The 16,118-nt window shown below is 47.1% G+C and carries 17 protein-coding genes; 7 read left to right on the forward strand and 10 right to left on the reverse strand.

Features of this window, described 5'->3' with window-relative positions; genetic code table 11:
* Positions 1–9: 9 nt before the first annotated feature.
* The 4 genes from JM642_RS18320 to JM642_RS18335 are packed head-to-tail and all read right to left on the reverse strand — an operon-like array spanning position 10 to position 2,048.
* Positions 10–417 (reverse strand): NUDIX domain-containing protein, encoded by a 408-nt coding sequence (locus tag JM642_RS18320; protein ID WP_203432308.1) that lies wholly within the window; start codon positions 415–417, stop codon positions 10–12.
* A 34-nt stretch (positions 418–451) separates the two neighbouring features.
* Positions 452–1,330 carry a neutral zinc metallopeptidase gene (locus JM642_RS18325; RefSeq protein WP_203432309.1) on the reverse strand — a complete coding sequence of 293 codons (879 nt, stop codon included), beginning with the start codon at positions 1,328–1,330 and terminating at the stop codon, positions 452–454.
* Between the two features lie 47 nt (positions 1,331–1,377).
* Positions 1,378–1,803, reverse strand: a complete 426-nt coding sequence (locus JM642_RS18330) for a hypothetical protein (protein WP_047536794.1) — start codon at positions 1,801–1,803, stop codon at positions 1,378–1,380.
* 11 nt (positions 1,804–1,814) lie between these two features.
* Positions 1,815–2,048, reverse strand: a complete 234-nt coding sequence (locus JM642_RS18335; RefSeq protein ID WP_037413552.1) for a hypothetical protein — start codon at positions 2,046–2,048, stop codon at positions 1,815–1,817.
* Between the two features lie 204 nt (positions 2,049–2,252).
* On the opposite strand from JM642_RS18335, the gene JM642_RS18340 reads away from it, so the two are divergent.
* The 5 genes from JM642_RS18340 to JM642_RS18355 all read left to right on the forward strand — a co-directional run bounded on the left by JM642_RS18340 (position 2,253) and on the right by JM642_RS18355 (position 8,214).
* Positions 2,253–3,746, forward strand: coding sequence for a helicase HerA-like domain-containing protein (locus JM642_RS18340; RefSeq protein ID WP_203432310.1), 1,494 nt, complete (start codon positions 2,253–2,255; stop codon positions 3,744–3,746).
* A 317-nt stretch (positions 3,747–4,063) separates the two neighbouring features.
* The gene (locus JM642_RS20505) at positions 4,064–4,186 is read left to right on the forward strand and encodes a hypothetical protein (RefSeq protein ID WP_037413559.1); all 123 of its coding nucleotides are present in this window, start codon (positions 4,064–4,066) and stop codon (positions 4,184–4,186) included.
* A gap of 502 nt (positions 4,187–4,688) precedes the next feature.
* Complete coding sequence (locus JM642_RS18345; RefSeq protein WP_037413561.1) at positions 4,689–5,645, forward strand: TAXI family TRAP transporter solute-binding subunit; 957 nt, start codon at positions 4,689–4,691, stop codon at positions 5,643–5,645.
* A gap of 101 nt (positions 5,646–5,746) precedes the next feature.
* The gene (locus JM642_RS18350; protein WP_172587523.1) at positions 5,747–7,780 is read left to right on the forward strand and encodes a TRAP transporter permease; all 2,034 of its coding nucleotides are present in this window, start codon (positions 5,747–5,749) and stop codon (positions 7,778–7,780) included.
* A gap of 35 nt (positions 7,781–7,815) precedes the next feature.
* Positions 7,816–8,214: a DUF1850 domain-containing protein gene (locus tag JM642_RS18355; RefSeq protein WP_037427372.1), complete on the forward strand. Its 399-nt coding sequence runs from the start codon at positions 7,816–7,818 to the stop codon at positions 8,212–8,214.
* Positions 8,215–8,278: 64 nt separating this feature from the next.
* On the opposite strand, the gene JM642_RS18360 is transcribed toward JM642_RS18355, so the two are convergent.
* Both JM642_RS18360 and JM642_RS18365 read right to left on the reverse strand, forming a co-directional pair.
* Positions 8,279–9,247, reverse strand: a complete 969-nt coding sequence (locus JM642_RS18360) for a diguanylate cyclase (protein ID WP_203432311.1) — start codon at positions 9,245–9,247, stop codon at positions 8,279–8,281.
* A 143-nt stretch (positions 9,248–9,390) separates the two neighbouring features.
* A complete protein-coding gene (locus JM642_RS18365) occupies positions 9,391–9,726 on the reverse strand; it encodes an FKBP-type peptidyl-prolyl cis-trans isomerase (RefSeq protein WP_011070807.1) in 336 nt (111 codons plus the stop codon).
* A gap of 190 nt (positions 9,727–9,916) precedes the next feature.
* On the opposite strand from JM642_RS18365, the gene trxC reads away from it, so the two are divergent.
* A complete protein-coding gene (trxC, locus tag JM642_RS18370; protein ID WP_037413568.1) occupies positions 9,917–10,339 on the forward strand; it encodes a thioredoxin TrxC in 423 nt (140 codons plus the stop codon).
* A 68-nt stretch (positions 10,340–10,407) separates the two neighbouring features.
* Here trxC and JM642_RS18375 read toward each other — a convergent pair whose 3' ends face one another.
* Complete coding sequence (locus JM642_RS18375; protein ID WP_037413570.1) at positions 10,408–11,808, reverse strand: DASS family sodium-coupled anion symporter; 1,401 nt, start codon at positions 11,806–11,808, stop codon at positions 10,408–10,410.
* Between the two features lie 650 nt (positions 11,809–12,458).
* Here JM642_RS18375 and JM642_RS18380 point away from each other — a divergent pair.
* Positions 12,459–13,631 carry an MFS transporter gene (locus JM642_RS18380; protein ID WP_169547565.1) on the forward strand — a complete coding sequence of 391 codons (1,173 nt, stop codon included), beginning with the start codon at positions 12,459–12,461 and terminating at the stop codon, positions 13,629–13,631.
* Between the two features lie 73 nt (positions 13,632–13,704).
* Here the strand turns inward: JM642_RS18380 and JM642_RS18385 are convergent, their stop codons facing one another.
* Genes JM642_RS18385 through JM642_RS18395 form a run of 3 tightly spaced genes read right to left on the reverse strand, consistent with a single transcriptional unit; the run spans position 13,705 to position 15,878 of the window.
* Positions 13,705–15,324 carry a PepSY-associated TM helix domain-containing protein gene (locus JM642_RS18385; RefSeq protein ID WP_088586211.1) on the reverse strand — a complete coding sequence of 540 codons (1,620 nt, stop codon included), beginning with the start codon at positions 15,322–15,324 and terminating at the stop codon, positions 13,705–13,707.
* 5 nt (positions 15,325–15,329) lie between these two features.
* Positions 15,330–15,620: a hypothetical protein gene (locus JM642_RS18390; protein ID WP_037427379.1), complete on the reverse strand. Its 291-nt coding sequence runs from the start codon at positions 15,618–15,620 to the stop codon at positions 15,330–15,332.
* A 3-nt stretch (positions 15,621–15,623) separates the two neighbouring features.
* The gene (locus tag JM642_RS18395) at positions 15,624–15,878 is read right to left on the reverse strand and encodes a hypothetical protein (RefSeq protein ID WP_037413578.1); all 255 of its coding nucleotides are present in this window, start codon (positions 15,876–15,878) and stop codon (positions 15,624–15,626) included.
* Positions 15,879–16,118: the final 240 nt, after the last annotated feature.

Genomic DNA, 16,118 nt, shown 5'->3' on the forward strand with positions numbered 1-16,118 from the left:
GACAACACCTTAAAACTTTGCACTTATCACAACACCGTTGAAATTAAGACAATCTATAACTCTTTGCTGCTGGACCGCGCTAAGCGTGTCGATATCATGGAAGGCAAACTCTGAGTGTTCATGGCTTAAGCGAATCACCGCATCGGCAGATGCAAACTCACAACGAAAGATAAAGGCTTGGGATTGATAGGCGCTGTGATAATAAACGCCGCTAAGATAGTGAATGTTCACCTCTAATCCCAATTCCTCTTGGCATTCGCGCAGCAGCGCTTCGTGAATGGTCTCTCCTGGTTCTAAGGCGCCGCCGGGTAAGCCCCAAGCAAAATTGCCATAGTTCGCTTTGAGCAGCAGCACTTGCCCTAATTCATTGGTGATAACTGCATGACTACTGAGCCGAAACCTATCTTCAAATGCCATCTACCCATCCTACGTTGGCGCGATTACCAGCTCGCTATTTGCTATTAAAAGTATTGCAGCTAGCGAGCTTACCGGAGGCAAAGCCGATATTAAACCATTTCACTCTGTCAGCCGAACTACCATGGGTAAAGGCTTCAGGTTGCACCGCGCGACCCGCCATTTTTTGCAGGCGATCATCACCCACAGCACTAGCGGCGGCAATGCCTTCTTCTACATCGCCAGGCTCAAGCAAATTGAGCTGTCTATCGACATAATGCCCCCACACGCCAGCGTAACAGTCGGCTTGCAATTCGAGGGCAACACTCAGTTGATTGGCCTGCGCCTTGCCAGCGGCTTGCTGCGCCTGACGCACTTTAGTGCTGGTGCCGAGTAGGTTCTGTACATGGTGACCGACCTCGTGGGCGATAACATAGGCAAAGGCGAAATCCCCCGGTGCTCCGAGTTTTTTCAACTCCTCGAGAAAACTCAAGTCGATATACACTTTGCCGTCAGCGGGGCAATAGAAAGGCCCAGATTGCGCCTGTCCCATACCGCATCCCGTTGAGGTCATATTGCGATAAAGCACCAGTTTGGGCTCGACATATCGCCCCTGTAGCAATTGATTCCAAACGGTCTCCGTCGTGCCAAGAATCGCCGCCACAAACTGGGCATTTTCATCTTGAGCCGCGGTATTACTGGCCGATTGAGACTGACTAAACCCCACTTGATTACTCGGTTCGAGGGATAATCCGCCGGTAAAATATTGAAACGCAAAATATAACCCGCCCAGCAGCAATACCACTCGACCGATTTTAGTTTGCAGCAGAAAAGGCAATAACCTAAGCAAGAGCGCACTGGGCACGCCCGCCGACGCCATCTGTTGGTCCCGTCTGTCTTCGATATTGGAGCTGCGATCACTGTCACGCCAACGCATTGGATTTCCTCGGCTATGGGTATGCAATAGACATTTCAGTTTAGCCGTTATTTGGGATCATTCTGCTCAGTAGGAGCCGCTTTTAACGAGCGCAAAAACAGCCCTAGCCCACCAAAGGCTAACACTAAAATCACGATCAAATCGAAGGCCGACATGGCTTTAAAGTGAAACTGAATCGAGCTGATCACGCCTACAAGTAAGGCGACTAAGGAGCCTAAGGTAAGCAGCCAACCGAGCTTAGTCTTGGCATCAAAAAACACCATCACTATCCCGAGGATAAACGGCAGCATCACCATACCTGTGGTGATCGATAATCCCTGTCCAAAGGCATTCATGCGGTAGAGGCCGTAACCTAGCCCAAAACTGGAACTTACCTGTATCGCATTGAATAACAGATAGAATCCTGCACACATCATGGCAAGTCCAATAAAAAACTGGCCAATACCGCCCTGTGTTCCTCCCGCTCCCTTCATACCAATCCTTTCTATTGACGTTGTTGAATCGCCCGATCTACAGCTTGTTTAAGCTGTTGTTCCTCTTCAGCCTTTTTGGCCTTTTCATGGGCAGTTAACTGCTTATCCGCCTCATCCACGCAGCGCTGTTTATCTAGCATGGGTTCATAGGGGTCGACATCCGTCCGGGCGGAACAGGCTAGCTCAGCACAGCCAGAGGTCAATAATAATGTGGACAAGACTAACATAATCAATGGGGTTTTCATCTTCGGCTCCTCAACAAATGCTACAAAATAACTACACTTAGCCAAACTAACATTGCCAAGCTTTACTTGAGCTGTATCGATTATGTGCTCAACGATATTGACACAGATCCACGAAAGGCAAACACTGAGTGATGTTTTTTTATCCACCCATGACCAACTCCCCCTTGGTTCACCTTGGGGCGTTAATTAAGACAAGGACTGCGCTTGAATACTCTACTCTTAGGTAAAGGTGAGCAACAGGTTCACTTAAATCTTAAATATGCCAACCGCCACGGACTGATCGCTGGCGCTACAGGTACAGGCAAAACCGTTTCGCTGATGACGCTAGCCGAAGGCTTTTCCCGCCAAGGTGTACCCGTCTTTCTTACTGATATCAAAGGCGATATTTCAGGACTCGGTGTTGCAGGCACACCAAACGATAAGCTATTGAAGCGAGCGGCAGAAATCGGGATAGTAGATTATCAAACCGAGGCAAACCCCGTCGTTTGCTGGGATTTGGCAGGAGAGCAAGGTCATCCATTACGCACAACCGTGAGTGAAATGGGGCCGACCTTACTCGGGCGCATTCTCGAGCTCAATGACACCCAAAGCAGCATTTTAGACATAGTGTTTCAACTGGCTGACGACCAAGGTTTATTGTTACTCGACCTCGACGATTTGCGCGCCATGCTCAACTTAGTGGCCGATGAGCGCAAAGACATCTCCGCCAAATATGGGCTTATCAGCGCCCAGTCCCTCGCTGCGATTCAACGCTCTGTCCTCGGCTTAGAACGCGATGGTGGCAAAGACTTTTTCGGCGAACCTGCACTTCAACTCGAAGACTTAATGCGCACTAATTTGCAAGGGCGCGGCATTATTAACCTGTTAGCCGCCAATAAACTAATCCTCACCCCTAACCTCTATTCCAGCTTCTTACTATGGCTGCTATCAGAACTCTTTGAAAATTTACCCGAAGTCGGCGATCTCGATAAACCTAAATTAGTCTTCTTTATTGATGAGGCACACCTATTATTTGAGGGCTGCCCAGCAAGTTTGCTTAAACGCATAGAGCAAATTATGCGGCTTATCCGCTCCAAGGGCGTCGGGGTATATTTCTGCTCGCAATTTCCCGACGACATTCCCAATGAAATTCTCGGTCAGCTCGGCAATCGCATTCAGCATGCCCTCAGGGCGTATACCCCAAGGGATCAAAAAGCCGTTAAAACCGCAGCCGAAACCTTTGTATCGAATCCTAAATTGGTGGTCAGCGAGGTAATTTCACAACTCGCCGTGGGCGAAGCCTTAGTGTCAACCCTTGCCGATAAAGGCGTGCCGACTATGGTTGAGCGCACCTTGATAGCACCACCACGCTGCCGGATGGGACCAGCCACGACCGAGGAGTTAACCGCTATCCGTCATCAAAGTCCGATTGGTGGTAAGTACGATACCTTAATCAACCGAGAGTCCGCCTACGAGCGACTCAATCAACGGCACGCCGAAGCGGCCAATGGCGCCACTAGCTCGAAAACGGCGAATACGCCCTCTACCCAAGAGGCTGAACAGGGCTGGTTTAGCGAACTGATTTTTGGCAATAAACGCCGCCAAGGGTTGGCCGAAACCTTGTCTAAACAAGCGGCAAGAACCGTTGGTAATCAACTCGGAAAACAAATTTTACGCGGATTACTCGGCGGTATACTGGGAAAATCGACTCGCAGGTAAGGTAATGAAATGTGTAAATACCGTGTTCTGAACCGCATATTTTATATACAGATTAGCACTAGCATTAGCGTGAATTATTCTAAGCAGCGAGTGGATCTTCCTTAGGATTTCGGTGATAAGATTATTTTGCGAGTACAGCTCAGAGAGGCAAACAAATTCAAATAAATTACCAATCGTTTTAAATAGTTGTGATTTAAAAATGGTGTAATTCGAGTTTAAACGTTTCGCTTTAATCAGGACATCATGGAACGGGTTTTATGCAAATGGCTTACATGATTAGCCTGATGAACAACCACTGAAAGTACATGGAGTTAACTATGAGTAAAGAGCAAAAAAATCGCAAAGAGGCCAAGAAAAAGCCGTTAATGTCGATCAAGGAAAAACGCGCTGCAAAGCACGCCAAAAACGCGACTAAAGGCCTCCTCGATAACGTTAAGTAATATTGTGACACCTTAGGGTGCGCTTCCAATATCTTGATTAAGGGTTAACTACGGTTAGCCCTTTTTATTAGCCCGTTTTTTATTCTCACCAACTTAACGATAATTTATTCCGCAAACACAAAAACGCTAACATACTGATTTTTTAAATATTAATAAGCTAGAACGCCTTTATTTAGGACCTCACCTAGACTAAAGCAATATCTACAATGCTTGAGTCTTTTGCTATGGTTTTCTTCACCCAAATCCACACATTCTGAATGCAACACACTTGCCGATATGTTCCAAGATGCAGATGTAATCTACGCATTATCGACTCATGGTTACCCCGATTAACTCGGCACATTAGCCGTAAAAACTCACTGTCTAGCTTGTATCGAAAGGCGTGTTAAAGCTTGTATTTTGAACAGTTTTGGGTATATAAGGTCTGATACTAAAATAAATAATCAATGGTATATATTGTTCTTACCCTATATAACACAATAAAAAATAAGGATATTTAAGCATGAAAATCAACAAACGTTTTATCGCCGTGGGCGCCGCTTTAACCCTCTCACTCAGTGCAGCCACGATGGCGGCCGCACCAGCCTTTATCAATATTCTGACCGGTGGTACCAGTGGTGTGTATTACCCGATTGGTGTGGCACTGTCGCAACTTTATGGTACAGGTATTGAAGGCGCGAAGACCTCAGTACAAGCCACAAAAGCCTCGGTTGAAAACCTCAACTTGCTGCAAGCCGGTCGTGGTGAGCTGGCCTTAGCCTTAGGTGATTCAGTGGCTGCGGCCTATCAAGGCGATGCCGATGCAGGCTTTAAAAAACCGTTAGATAAAGTGCGTGTACTCGCAGCCGCTTACCCTAACTATATTCAAATAGTGGCGAGTAAAGAATCTGGCATTAAAACCTTAGCTGATTTAAAAGGTAAACGTATTTCTGTCGGTGCACCTAAGTCGGGTACTGAACTCAATGCTCGCGCCATCTTCAAAGCGGCTGGTTTAAGCTATGAGGATATGGGCAAGGTTGAGTTTTTACCTTACGCCGAATCCGTTGAGCTGATTAAAAACCGTCAGTTAGATGCAACCTTACAGTCCTCGGGCTTAGGGATGGCGGCGATCCGTGATTTAGCTGCGACGATGCCAATCAACTTTGTTGAAGTCCCCGAAGATGTGATCCTCAAAATTAATAATCCTGCCTATCAGCATGGAGTCATCCCCGCATCGACCTACGAAGGTCAAACTGCTGATGTCTCAACGGTTGCGATTCAAAACCTATTTGTCACTCAAGCGGGAGTGTCGGACGATTTAGCCTATCAGATGACCAAACTGATGTTTGAACATTTAGATCGTCTCGGTAATGCGCACTCAGCGGCAAAAGCGATTCAATTAGACAAAGCGACCAAAAATCTGCCAGCGCCGCTGCACCCAGGTGCGGAGCGTTATTTCAAAGAAGTTGGCGCACTCTAAGGGTGTAACCTCAATCTGAGCGACCCTTTTCCAACTAAGCACTTGGGTGATTCCCCAAGTGCTGCGTCGCCCTCTGTTGTCTAATGCTGTGAGGCATAAATATGAGCGATTCCGAACAAGGCCTAGGTGCAAGCACCAGTGACTGGCCCAAAGCGCTGTTTTATACGGCACTTATTTTCTCGATTTTTCAAATCATTACCGCCGCATTTCACCCCGTATCGACTCAAGTGCTGCGGGCAACCCACGTTGGTTTTTTACTTTTAGTGGTTTTTTTAAGTTATCCCGCCGTGGGCAAGTCTCGCCCTTGGCAACCCTTAGCTTGGTTGCTTGGCCTTGCGGGCATGGCAACGGCCGCCTATCAATGGATTTTTGAGGCCGACTTGATCCAACGTTCGGGTGAATTAACCGATGCCGATATGGTGATTGGCGTGGTGTTGATTGTCTTAGTGTTTGAAGCTGCACGGCGGGTGATGGGTTGGGCATTACCAATAATTTGCAGTATTTTCTTAGCCTATGGTTTATTCGGCCAATATCTCCCCGGTGACTTAATGCACCGCGGCTATGGCGTTGACCAAATTATCAACCAGTTATCCTTTGGCACCGAGGGGCTCTATGGCACTCCAACTTATGTGTCGGCCACTTATATCTTCCTGTTTATTTTGTTTGGTGCTTTTTTAGAACAAGCAGGCATGATCCGTTTGTTTACCGATTTTGCGATGGGCTTATTCGGCCATAAACTGGGTGGCCCGGCCAAAGTTGCCGTGGTTTCCTCGGCGATGATGGGGACAATCACAGGCTCGGGCGTCGCCAACGTGGTGACCACTGGACAATTTACCATTCCTCTGATGAAACGCTTTGGTTACCGCCCCGCCTTTGCCGGTGGTGTTGAAGCCACCTCCAGTATGGGTAGCCAAATCATGCCGCCGATTATGGGCGCAGTGGCCTTTATCATGGCCGAAACAATTAACGTGCCGTTTATTGAAATCGCCAAAGCCGCCTTGCTGCCAGCGTTACTGTATTTTTGCTCCGTTTTTTGGATGGTGCATTTAGAAGCCAAACGCGCCAATCTTTGTGGCTTGCCCAAAGATCAGTGTCCCGATCCTTGGGCGGCGGTTAAGGCGCGTTGGTATCTTCTTATTCCGTTGTTTATTTTGGTTTATTTACTGTTTTCCGGCAGAACACCGCTGTTCTCGGGCATGGTCGGTTTAGCGCTGACCTCGATAGTGATCTTAGGCTCAGCCATTGTGCTGCGCCTGCCTTCTAATGCCCTGCGTTTTGCCTTTTGGATTGCCCTTGGCGTGCTGTGCGCGGGCTTCTTCCAGATGGGGATTGGCGTAGTATTTGGAGTCATTGCCATACTCGTGGCCATCTGTTGGTTTATCAAGGGCGGTAAAGATACTCTGACTATTTGCTTACATGCATTGGTCGAAGGTGCGCGCCATGCCGTACCAGTTGGGATTGCGTGCGCCTTAGTGGGAGTGATCATCGGTATTGTCTCGCTCACGGGAATAGCCTCCACTTTTGCCAGCTATATTCTCGCTGTAGGGCAGGATAACCTGTTCTTATCCTTAGTATTAACTATGCTCACTTGTCTGGTATTAGGCATGGGAATACCCACCATCCCTAACTACATTATTACCAGCTCAATTGCCGCACCGGCGTTACTGGATTTAGGCGTGCCGCTGATCGTCTCCCATATGTTTGTGTTTTATTTTGGGATTATGGCTGACTTAACGCCACCCGTTGCCTTAGCCTGTTTTGCGGCCGCGCCGATTGCAAAGGAGTCGGGGCTTAAGATCAGTCTGTGGGCGATTCGTATTGCTATCGCGGGCTTTGTGATCCCCTTTATGGCGGTTTATGACCCCGCACTAATGCTGCAAAGCGATAGCTGGTTGGCAACGGGTTTTGTGGTGCTAAAAGCAACCGTTGGTATTGGTATCTGGGGCGTAATTTTTACGGGTTTCTTACTGCAAAAACTCTATTGGTGGGAACGGGTTATCGGCTTCCTCGCTGGAGCCAGTTTGATCCTTGCCACCCCGCTCAGTGATGAAATTGGCTTTGGACTGGCGCTACTGTTTATCGTGCAGCACAGCCTCAGAGCCCGCAAACTGAAACGTCTTGCCGAGCAGGGGTAATGTTTTGGAATTTTATGCGAAGGTAAGGCAATAGCATGCTAGGTCTATGTTTAGGCCTAGCTGGCACACTGTGGGCACAAGTGCCCACAGAGCACTTTACTTTGGCCTGGAACCACAGCATCGAAAAAATCCGCTGGGAAGAAGACTATCAGCTCACACCACAAGGCTTAGTGTTAGTTGAAGCCAGAGTGAAAGGCACAGGTGCGGGTATGGAAATCCCTGATGATGCGGTGTTTAACAATGGAAGTTGGCATTATCAGCCCAAGCTGCCCGTGCTGCCCAAATTACGCTTAGGTCGCATCCCCGAAGCGGGAGATTTTGAGCTGTGTTTCGCCAACGCCACAGGTAAAGTGCAATGCCAAGCCATGAGTCATTGGCTTGGCCCTCCAAATAAGCAAGATGCCGCTGTTGAGGTATGGAGTTGTGAGCAGTGAAATATCACTTTATAGAGACGCGCAAGCAAGGCGCGATGCTGCCCATTAGCGCTCAATAATGCTCTTAACGAGAGAAGCTGTAGCCGTTTTTCCCTTGATGTTTAATGCGATACATGGCGGCGTCTGCACGCTCGCAACTTTCAGCAAAACTATCACCATCACTAAAAATATCAATGCCGATGCTCAGTCCAATCGCCACTTCATGACCTTCAAGTAAAAAAACCTGTCGATAAACATCAAGCAAGGATTGTGCAAGCATGCTTAATGATTCAATCTCGGAGGATGGCAGTATGATCACAAACTCATCACCACCTAACCGTGCGATCTTCGCTTGCTCACCCGAATGAGCGACCAAAGAATCTGCAACGTGCACTAATAAATTGTCGCCAAATTTATGGCCGTAACGGTCATTTAAGGCTTTAAAACCATCAAGATCGATAAAAAATAACGCACCACTCATACCGGGCTGCAAGCACTCATCGAAGGCCTTGGCTATAGCTTGGCGATTCATCAGGTTGGTAAGTGGGTCGCTATGGGCGAGTAGCGCTAAATCGAGTTCATAACGCTTTTCTTGGGTGATATCGATATGGCTGCCCATCATCCGCAGCGGTGTACCATCAGGTAAACGTTCTACAATGCGGCCCCGATCCGACACCCAAGTAACGCTGCCATCTTTATGCAGCATTCGGTGCACAGCCTGGTAATAATCGGCCTTGCCATTCACATGATCTTCAAAGGCTTGGATTACCCAGTCTTTATCTTCTGGGTGTAATTTGCTTTTCCAGATATCAACATGGGCTGCTAACTCATCGGGGCTAAAACCGAGCATTTCGCCCCAGCGCATATTGAAAATGGTTAAATTCCCACTTGGAATATGCTGTTCCCATAAGCACAAACCATTGCCATCAAGGGCGGCGAATAGTTTCTCTTCGGCACGACGATTCAACGCCGTTAATTGAGCGTTTTCACGTTGAAGCTGAGCAATTTCGGCCTGAAGTTGCTTAATCTGTTCTGCTGCCGTATCCGATGCCACAGAAAAATCTCTTTCCTTAACGTGGGGAAACCTCGTCCAGTGTAAAACAAACAATGCCGAAGTGACATAGTGAGGAGGGCGAGAAAACCCTAGATCATACTCGCCCTATCGAGCTTACACAGACTCTTACTATCTTGTCATACTTAGTCGCGAGTCAGTACTTCAAGCAATTCGATTTCAAAAGTGAGATCAGAATTGGGTTTGATATGAGCCCCAACTTGGCGCTCGCCGTAGGCTAAATGAGCTGGCACCAATAACTTGCGTTTGCCGCCCACTTTCATCCCCATAATCCCTTGGTCCCAGCCTTTAATCACTCGGCCAGTCCCAATCACACATTGAAATGCCTGACCACGGTCATAGGAGGAATCGAACTGCGTACCATCCTGCAAGAAACCGCGGTATTGGGTAGTGATCAACGCGCCTTTTACAGCCTCTTTTCCATCACCGACAACCAGATCGATTATTTCTAATTCAGTCATTTAATTAATCTCTTACTCTTCACTTAACACAGTGATTTATCAAAGTGTCTATTCTAACATCGACACTCCTACTTGTCGGCGTGCCGTGGGGATTTTGTGGCTTATACCAATCTTGCTTGATCCTATCCTCCTTTAAATTCCACTTATTCAACCCCATATCTAGATCATCCCCGAGCTTAGGAGCCAGATTATGATTATCGCTTGCCCCCACTGTGACACCTTAAACCGCGTGCCCCAAGAGCGGTTAACTGAGCAGCCGACCTGCGGCAAATGCAAACAGAATCTGTTTGCGGCGGCTCCGATTGAACTCACAAGTGCCAATTTTATCAATCATGCCCATAAATCAGAGTTGCCCTTAGTTGTTGATTTTTGGGCCAGCTGGTGCGGTCCCTGTAAGAGTTTTGCGCCTATATTTTCTGAGGCCGCAAAAGTATGGGAGCCAAGATTCCGCTTCGGTAAAATCAATACTGAAGAACAACAAGCCCTTGCGGCTCAATTTAATATTCGCTCCATTCCCACCTTAATGATTTTCAAGCAGGGACAACTCCTCGCGCAGCAAGCCGGCGCCTTACCTAAGCCAGCGTTCGATCAATGGTTAAAACGTTATAGCTAATGTGTGTGCTTCGCCCATAAAAATACCCAGCTGAGCTGGGTATTTTTATTTGGATGAATCAGAGGCGATTACACTTCCCAGAAGGTGTGAGCAATAATGCCCAGCACTATCATGCTGAGGAAGTTAACTATCATGCCCACTCGCACCATTTCCGACTGCTTTATATGGCCAGAGCCATAAACAATGGCGTTAGGCGGCGTCGCCACTGGTAACATAAAGGCGCAGGATGCGGCAATACCAATTAGCACGGATAGCATGACGGGGGATACCCCCAATGCTTCGGCAATAGCCGCAAATACAGGCACTAACAGCGCCGCACTCGCGGTATTACTGGCAAATTCGGTTAGCATTACCACAAAGGCGATCACCGCAAACACAAACAGCGACATGTGGGTGCTGCCAAAAATATCCGTCATCCAGTGCGCGAGGAACACACTGGTACCGGTAGTTTTGAGCACGGCACTCAAGGTCAAACCGCCACCGAATAAAATCAACACGCCCCAGTCGGTAGTCGATTCAATCTTCTTCCAACCAACTAAACCTAGCCCCGCCAGTAATACCACAGCACCGAGTGCAACGACGGTATCAAACTGAGTTATTCCGCCAAGTGCTTTTGCCAACGGCACACTGAAAATCCAGCAACATACGGTCGCAAGGAAAATAACCAGCGTCAGTTTTCCTTGGAACGTGAGCTTTTGATCTTCAAGTGCAAGCTCGCATTTAGCCGACAAGTCTGGCTTAAAGTACCAATAGAGCGCAATGAGCATCATAGGGAGCATTAAGATCACGGTTGGAATGCCAAATTTTAGCCAATCGCTAAAACTTAACCCCACCTGCGCTGCGGCAATCGCGTTGGGTGGACTGCCGACTAAAGTACCAATACCGCCGATATTAGCGGAATAGGCAATCCCCAATAATAGGAACACATAGGTACTGTGATAGGTTTTACGATCTAATTGCTGCAAAATTCCCAGTGCCAGTGGCAGCATCATAGCCGTGGTTGCGGTATTACTGATCCACATCGACAGCAGCGCAGTTACCCCAAACAACATTAAGCAGGCAATACTCAGCTTGCCTTTAGAGGCCAGCAGCAATTTTTGCGCGATTAAGGTATCAATCTTTTGATTGTGCAATGCAGCTGCAAGCACAAAACCACCGAAAAACAGATAGATAATTGGATTAGCAAAGTTACTCATGGCCTCTTTGGTTTCAAATACCCCAAAGAATACCGCCAAAATAGGCACCAAAATCGCAGTAATACTGATATGAATCGCTTCGGTTAACCACAGAATGGCCGCAAAGACTAAAATCGCAAGCCCCGTATTCACTCCCTGCTCAAAGGGTAATCCGTAATACAGTGCAAATAGCAGCACAATATCCGCCATTAGGACCAGCATATTTTTCTTTTCAAGCCCTGTATTGGCGGGCGAATGATTAGGGGGAACCGACGTTGATTGCGTTAAGGACATGGTGACTACTACCTTCATACCATTATTTTTTCTAGCAAATTTAGGGCATAGGTCACACTAGTAAAAGCAGTTTATTTTGTACTTTAGCTACGTAGCAACAACAAAATGCTAAGACTTAAAACGCAAAAAAACCATTTTCGCGATAAAAACCACCTATTTTTGATCTTAAGTGATGAACAAAACTTTCAAACGGATAAAAATACTGCAAAAGCTTGATAAAGCTGTAACTAAATAAATATTTAAAACTGTGACAAAGATCAAATCACAGCGTAATTCAAAGTGATAAAAGCCTTAATTTAATATTAATTTTTAACAATATAAAATGCTAATTAATTGCATAACATCCAGATAATCATCCCACTGACTTTTCATCGCTAATAACAAAGCTTATGAGCACTAGAGCGTGTTAATATTTCGAGATTAGATTTTGTTCGTTCTGATAAGTAAGTGATCACCAAACAACGCGTTGAATGTTGCTTTTTCACCCAAACCAATAACATTTAAACTTCAATATCTATATGAATAATAAACACAAATATTATTCACCATCTCAGTCAATCTAACTCACTTTACCCCGTCAACAATCCAGCCTAGAGTCGCGACCGTAATCGTGCCTTCTGTTTATTTTTTTACCTGTTTTGGTACCGCTTGTGGAAAATATGCTGTTAGCTCAACCCAATCAAAAGCCAGGGCTTTTTGTTCCAGTGGCAGGACTTAGTCTATTTGCTTTAGCGTCAGGCTACTTGATGAGTTTGATCCCACTCTCGCTCACTTACTTTGATTTGAGCCTTGATCTTGCACCTTGGCTGGCGAGTATTTTCTACCTCGGCTTATTACTGGGCGCACCTTGTATTGCACCGATTGTCAGCCGCATAGGGCACAGTAAGGCCTTTATTTTGTTCTTAAATATCTTACTGTGCAGCGTTGTAGTGATGATTTTGCTGCCACAGAGCAGTGTTTGGTTAGCAGCACGCTTGATTGCCGGCATCGCCGTGGCGGGGATTTTTGTGGTAGTTGAATCCTGGTTACTGATGGCCGATACCCAAAAACAACGGGCAAAACGTTTAGGTTTATATATGACCGCCCTCTACGGTGGCACCGCCATTGGGCAACTCGCCGTAGATTATTTAGGTACCACGGGTAATTTACCCTACTTGGTGGTAATAGGTTTGCTGGCCGCCGCCAGTTTACCTGCACTGTTGGTTAAACGTGGCCAACCACAGTCCAGTGAACAACACGCTATTGCCCTTTCCGACCTAAAAACCTTAAGTAAACCCGCCGTGGTCGGTTGTTTAGTCTCGGGATTATTACTAGGCCCCATCTACGGCTTATTGCCTGTGTATGTGTCGCGAGACATGGGTTTTGCCCAGCAAACCGGGCAATTTATGGCGCTAATTATCTTGGGCGGCATGATAGTCCAGCCCTTAGTGAGCTATTTATCTCCCCGCATTCAAAAGAGTGTGTTGATGACCGCCTTTTGCTTAGTGGGTGCTGCGGCGCTGTTGTTACTGATGCAAACATCGCTTGTGGGATTATGGTTGGGTTTTGTGTTACTCGGCGCCTGCGCCTTTGCTCTCTATCCCATCGCCATCAGTCTGGCATGCGATCATTTACCTAGCAGCCAAATCGTCTCCGCCACTCAGATTATGTTGCTCAGCTATTCTGTGGGTTCGGTTATTGGTCCGGTTGCCGCCAGTCGTTTCGATGATGTAGAACATGGCTTACCACTGTATTTAGCCGCAAGTTTTTTAGTCACGGCTTGCTACCTCAGTGCGCACTTACTGGCCCGAAGTAAAGCTCGCCTACCCGCAGCAAAGGCTTAGTCCAGGGCCGTTAATGTTGAGTCATCTGCATCCGATAAATAACAATGGGCGCCGATAACGGCGCCCATTGTTATTACGATGTTTGCTGGGTTAATTCTGCCACGGGCACTGTGGCGGGAATGGCCCAGACACTGTCCTGCGGCCCATTAAGCACCCGATAGCGAGTAAGTCTGTAACCATAAAAGAACACTCCACTAAAGGCTAACGCCACCAGATCGACGCCTAACGTTGCCGCAGAATAAGGCGCCCATAAACCTAAACTTGGCACGATTAACGCAACTAAAGACGTGATTGGCATCGCCAATGTAGCCAAGCCGCACAAAGGCAAAATCAGCAGCGCCGCCTTGGCTGCACCACGCCAAAAGGCGTAAATCACCAGCAAGCCAAACACCAGATAATACAGCCACAAATAGACGTGGTTAATATTACTCACATGCGCGTAAAACCATTTACCCAGCAACATACTTATCGTTAAGGCGGCAACGGAGCCTAAGCAAATCCCCACTGTGGCACTGGCCATTAAACGGCAAGCACGGGTTTGTTCACTGGCCTGCTTTTTACGGCGTTTTTCCAGCCACAGCAAGTTGCCACTGTAAAATAAAAAAGCGCCGCTCAAACCTAAGAAGAAATACACCCAGCGCCCGAGATCGCCACCATAACTGCCAAAGTGTAATCCAAAGAATACTGCGACCGTTCTAGCCCAAATCCCCTTGTCACTTTGGTCAATCGTGCTGTTGGATACCTTGAGGCTATAGGGATGCAGATATAAATAATCAGTGACAGGCCCACGCATAAAACCATTGGGGTTATATAACCCCAAGCGCAAGGTCGCACGGGGATTATCCAAGTTCATAAAGCTCATTTCATGCACTTGATAGTCAGGGGCGATTTGCTGCACCTTTGCTAACACAGTGGTGACCTTTGGCAAATCGGCAAGTGTATAGGGCGTTCTGTCGGGTGCAGGTTGGGTAAACAGTGGTTTTTCGCCATAAACCACCTGCTTAAGCCCATCGTAAAGCTGATCATGGAAGGCAAACACTATTACGGTAAGGCTAATCACTAAATGAAATGGCAGACTGGTAATACCGACTAAATTATGGGCATCGAGCCAGAAACGGCTTTCGCCCTTATCTTTACGTAGGGCGAAAAAGCTTTTAGTTAAGGTAGGCAGTAAGAAAATCACCCCAGAAACCAGCGCCAAGAAGTATAAAACGGCGGCTATCCCCAACACATAGACACCCGCTTGATCGTGGCCGACCTCACCGGCAATCCCCGCGGTGCGATGTAATTGGTCAATCAGCTCAGCCAACTCACTGGGCGTACTTAACTGTGTCAGTAGCTGCCCATTGTCATCAAGGCTGGCATGCCAAAGCTGGTGACTCATGCTGAGTTCACGCTCAGAGCCCTGCTGATACCAGGTCATCGGCGATTGATGTTCATCATTTAAGTGCAAACTAAAACCGGTTTTGGCCTTATCATCCTGCGCTAACACTTGCGCGACTAAATCATCCAGTTTGTCAGCGGGCACTTGAGGCAAAGTTAGGGCTGGCGGCATTGACCAAGCGTCAATCGCCCCCTTAAACATGGTGAGCGAACCAGCATAAAAGCCGATAAACAATACGATTCCGGCGATGATACCAGTCCAAATATGGATAGACTGATACACCCGTAACACATCACTGCGAACTTTCATCCTTGTCACCTAAAGGTATATAACACTATATAAGTCAAAATGTTAAATAGGCCCAAGTAGCCGATTGCCCTGAGTCCGGTTTTAAACAGAAAGCTAAAACTTAAGATCAATAACCAGATAGGCGTTATCAGCCACATGTTGAACTGCACTTTAGTATCGGCATCGATACCGCCTGGGCCAAACCAGGCAAATAACCCCACCAATCCAAGCGCTAAGGTAAATCCTAAAATCAATCCCGCCAGTGATTTAGTCCACCAGTCAGGTTGTAATTTGTCCTGTTCAGCTAAACGTGCCATGAGTTATTTACGCCCCAAAAGTGAGACAAAAGGCACTAACCCCGTCAATAACATCAACAGGGCTAACCAAATAAAAATCGCGGCGCTAAGGGTAAAGAGACTGAGCCAACCGAGTAAACTGGCAAAGGCAAAAGCATAGGCGAGTAACCGCCAAGGCCGCTTAGGAAGGGAGCTTGCAAATAGTTTTTGCTGCTTATTCGTCACATAAAATAACAAGCAGGCCAACAGCGTCGCTAACACAGATATAAGTTGCAACACGGGATGTTTTCCTCTCACGACAAAGCGTTAGCATTCGAGCCCATTTGCCTATGCTCGGTGTATATCCTATAAAAAGATAAGCGCATGAAAGCAATGGAAGAATTTGAATCTCAGGACTCTAGCTATGGTGAGAATAATTCGCAATAAGATTTACACTGTAAGGATGAGTTGTGATATTACTGTCACATATTGATAAGCTAGATACCCTATTGTTGCCAGTCGTTAACCATTAAGATACAT

Origin of the sequence: Shewanella sp. LZH-2, from assembly GCF_016859145.1 — a bacterium.
GTDB classification, from domain to species: Bacteria; Pseudomonadota; Gammaproteobacteria; order Enterobacterales; family Shewanellaceae; genus Shewanella; species Shewanella xiamenensis.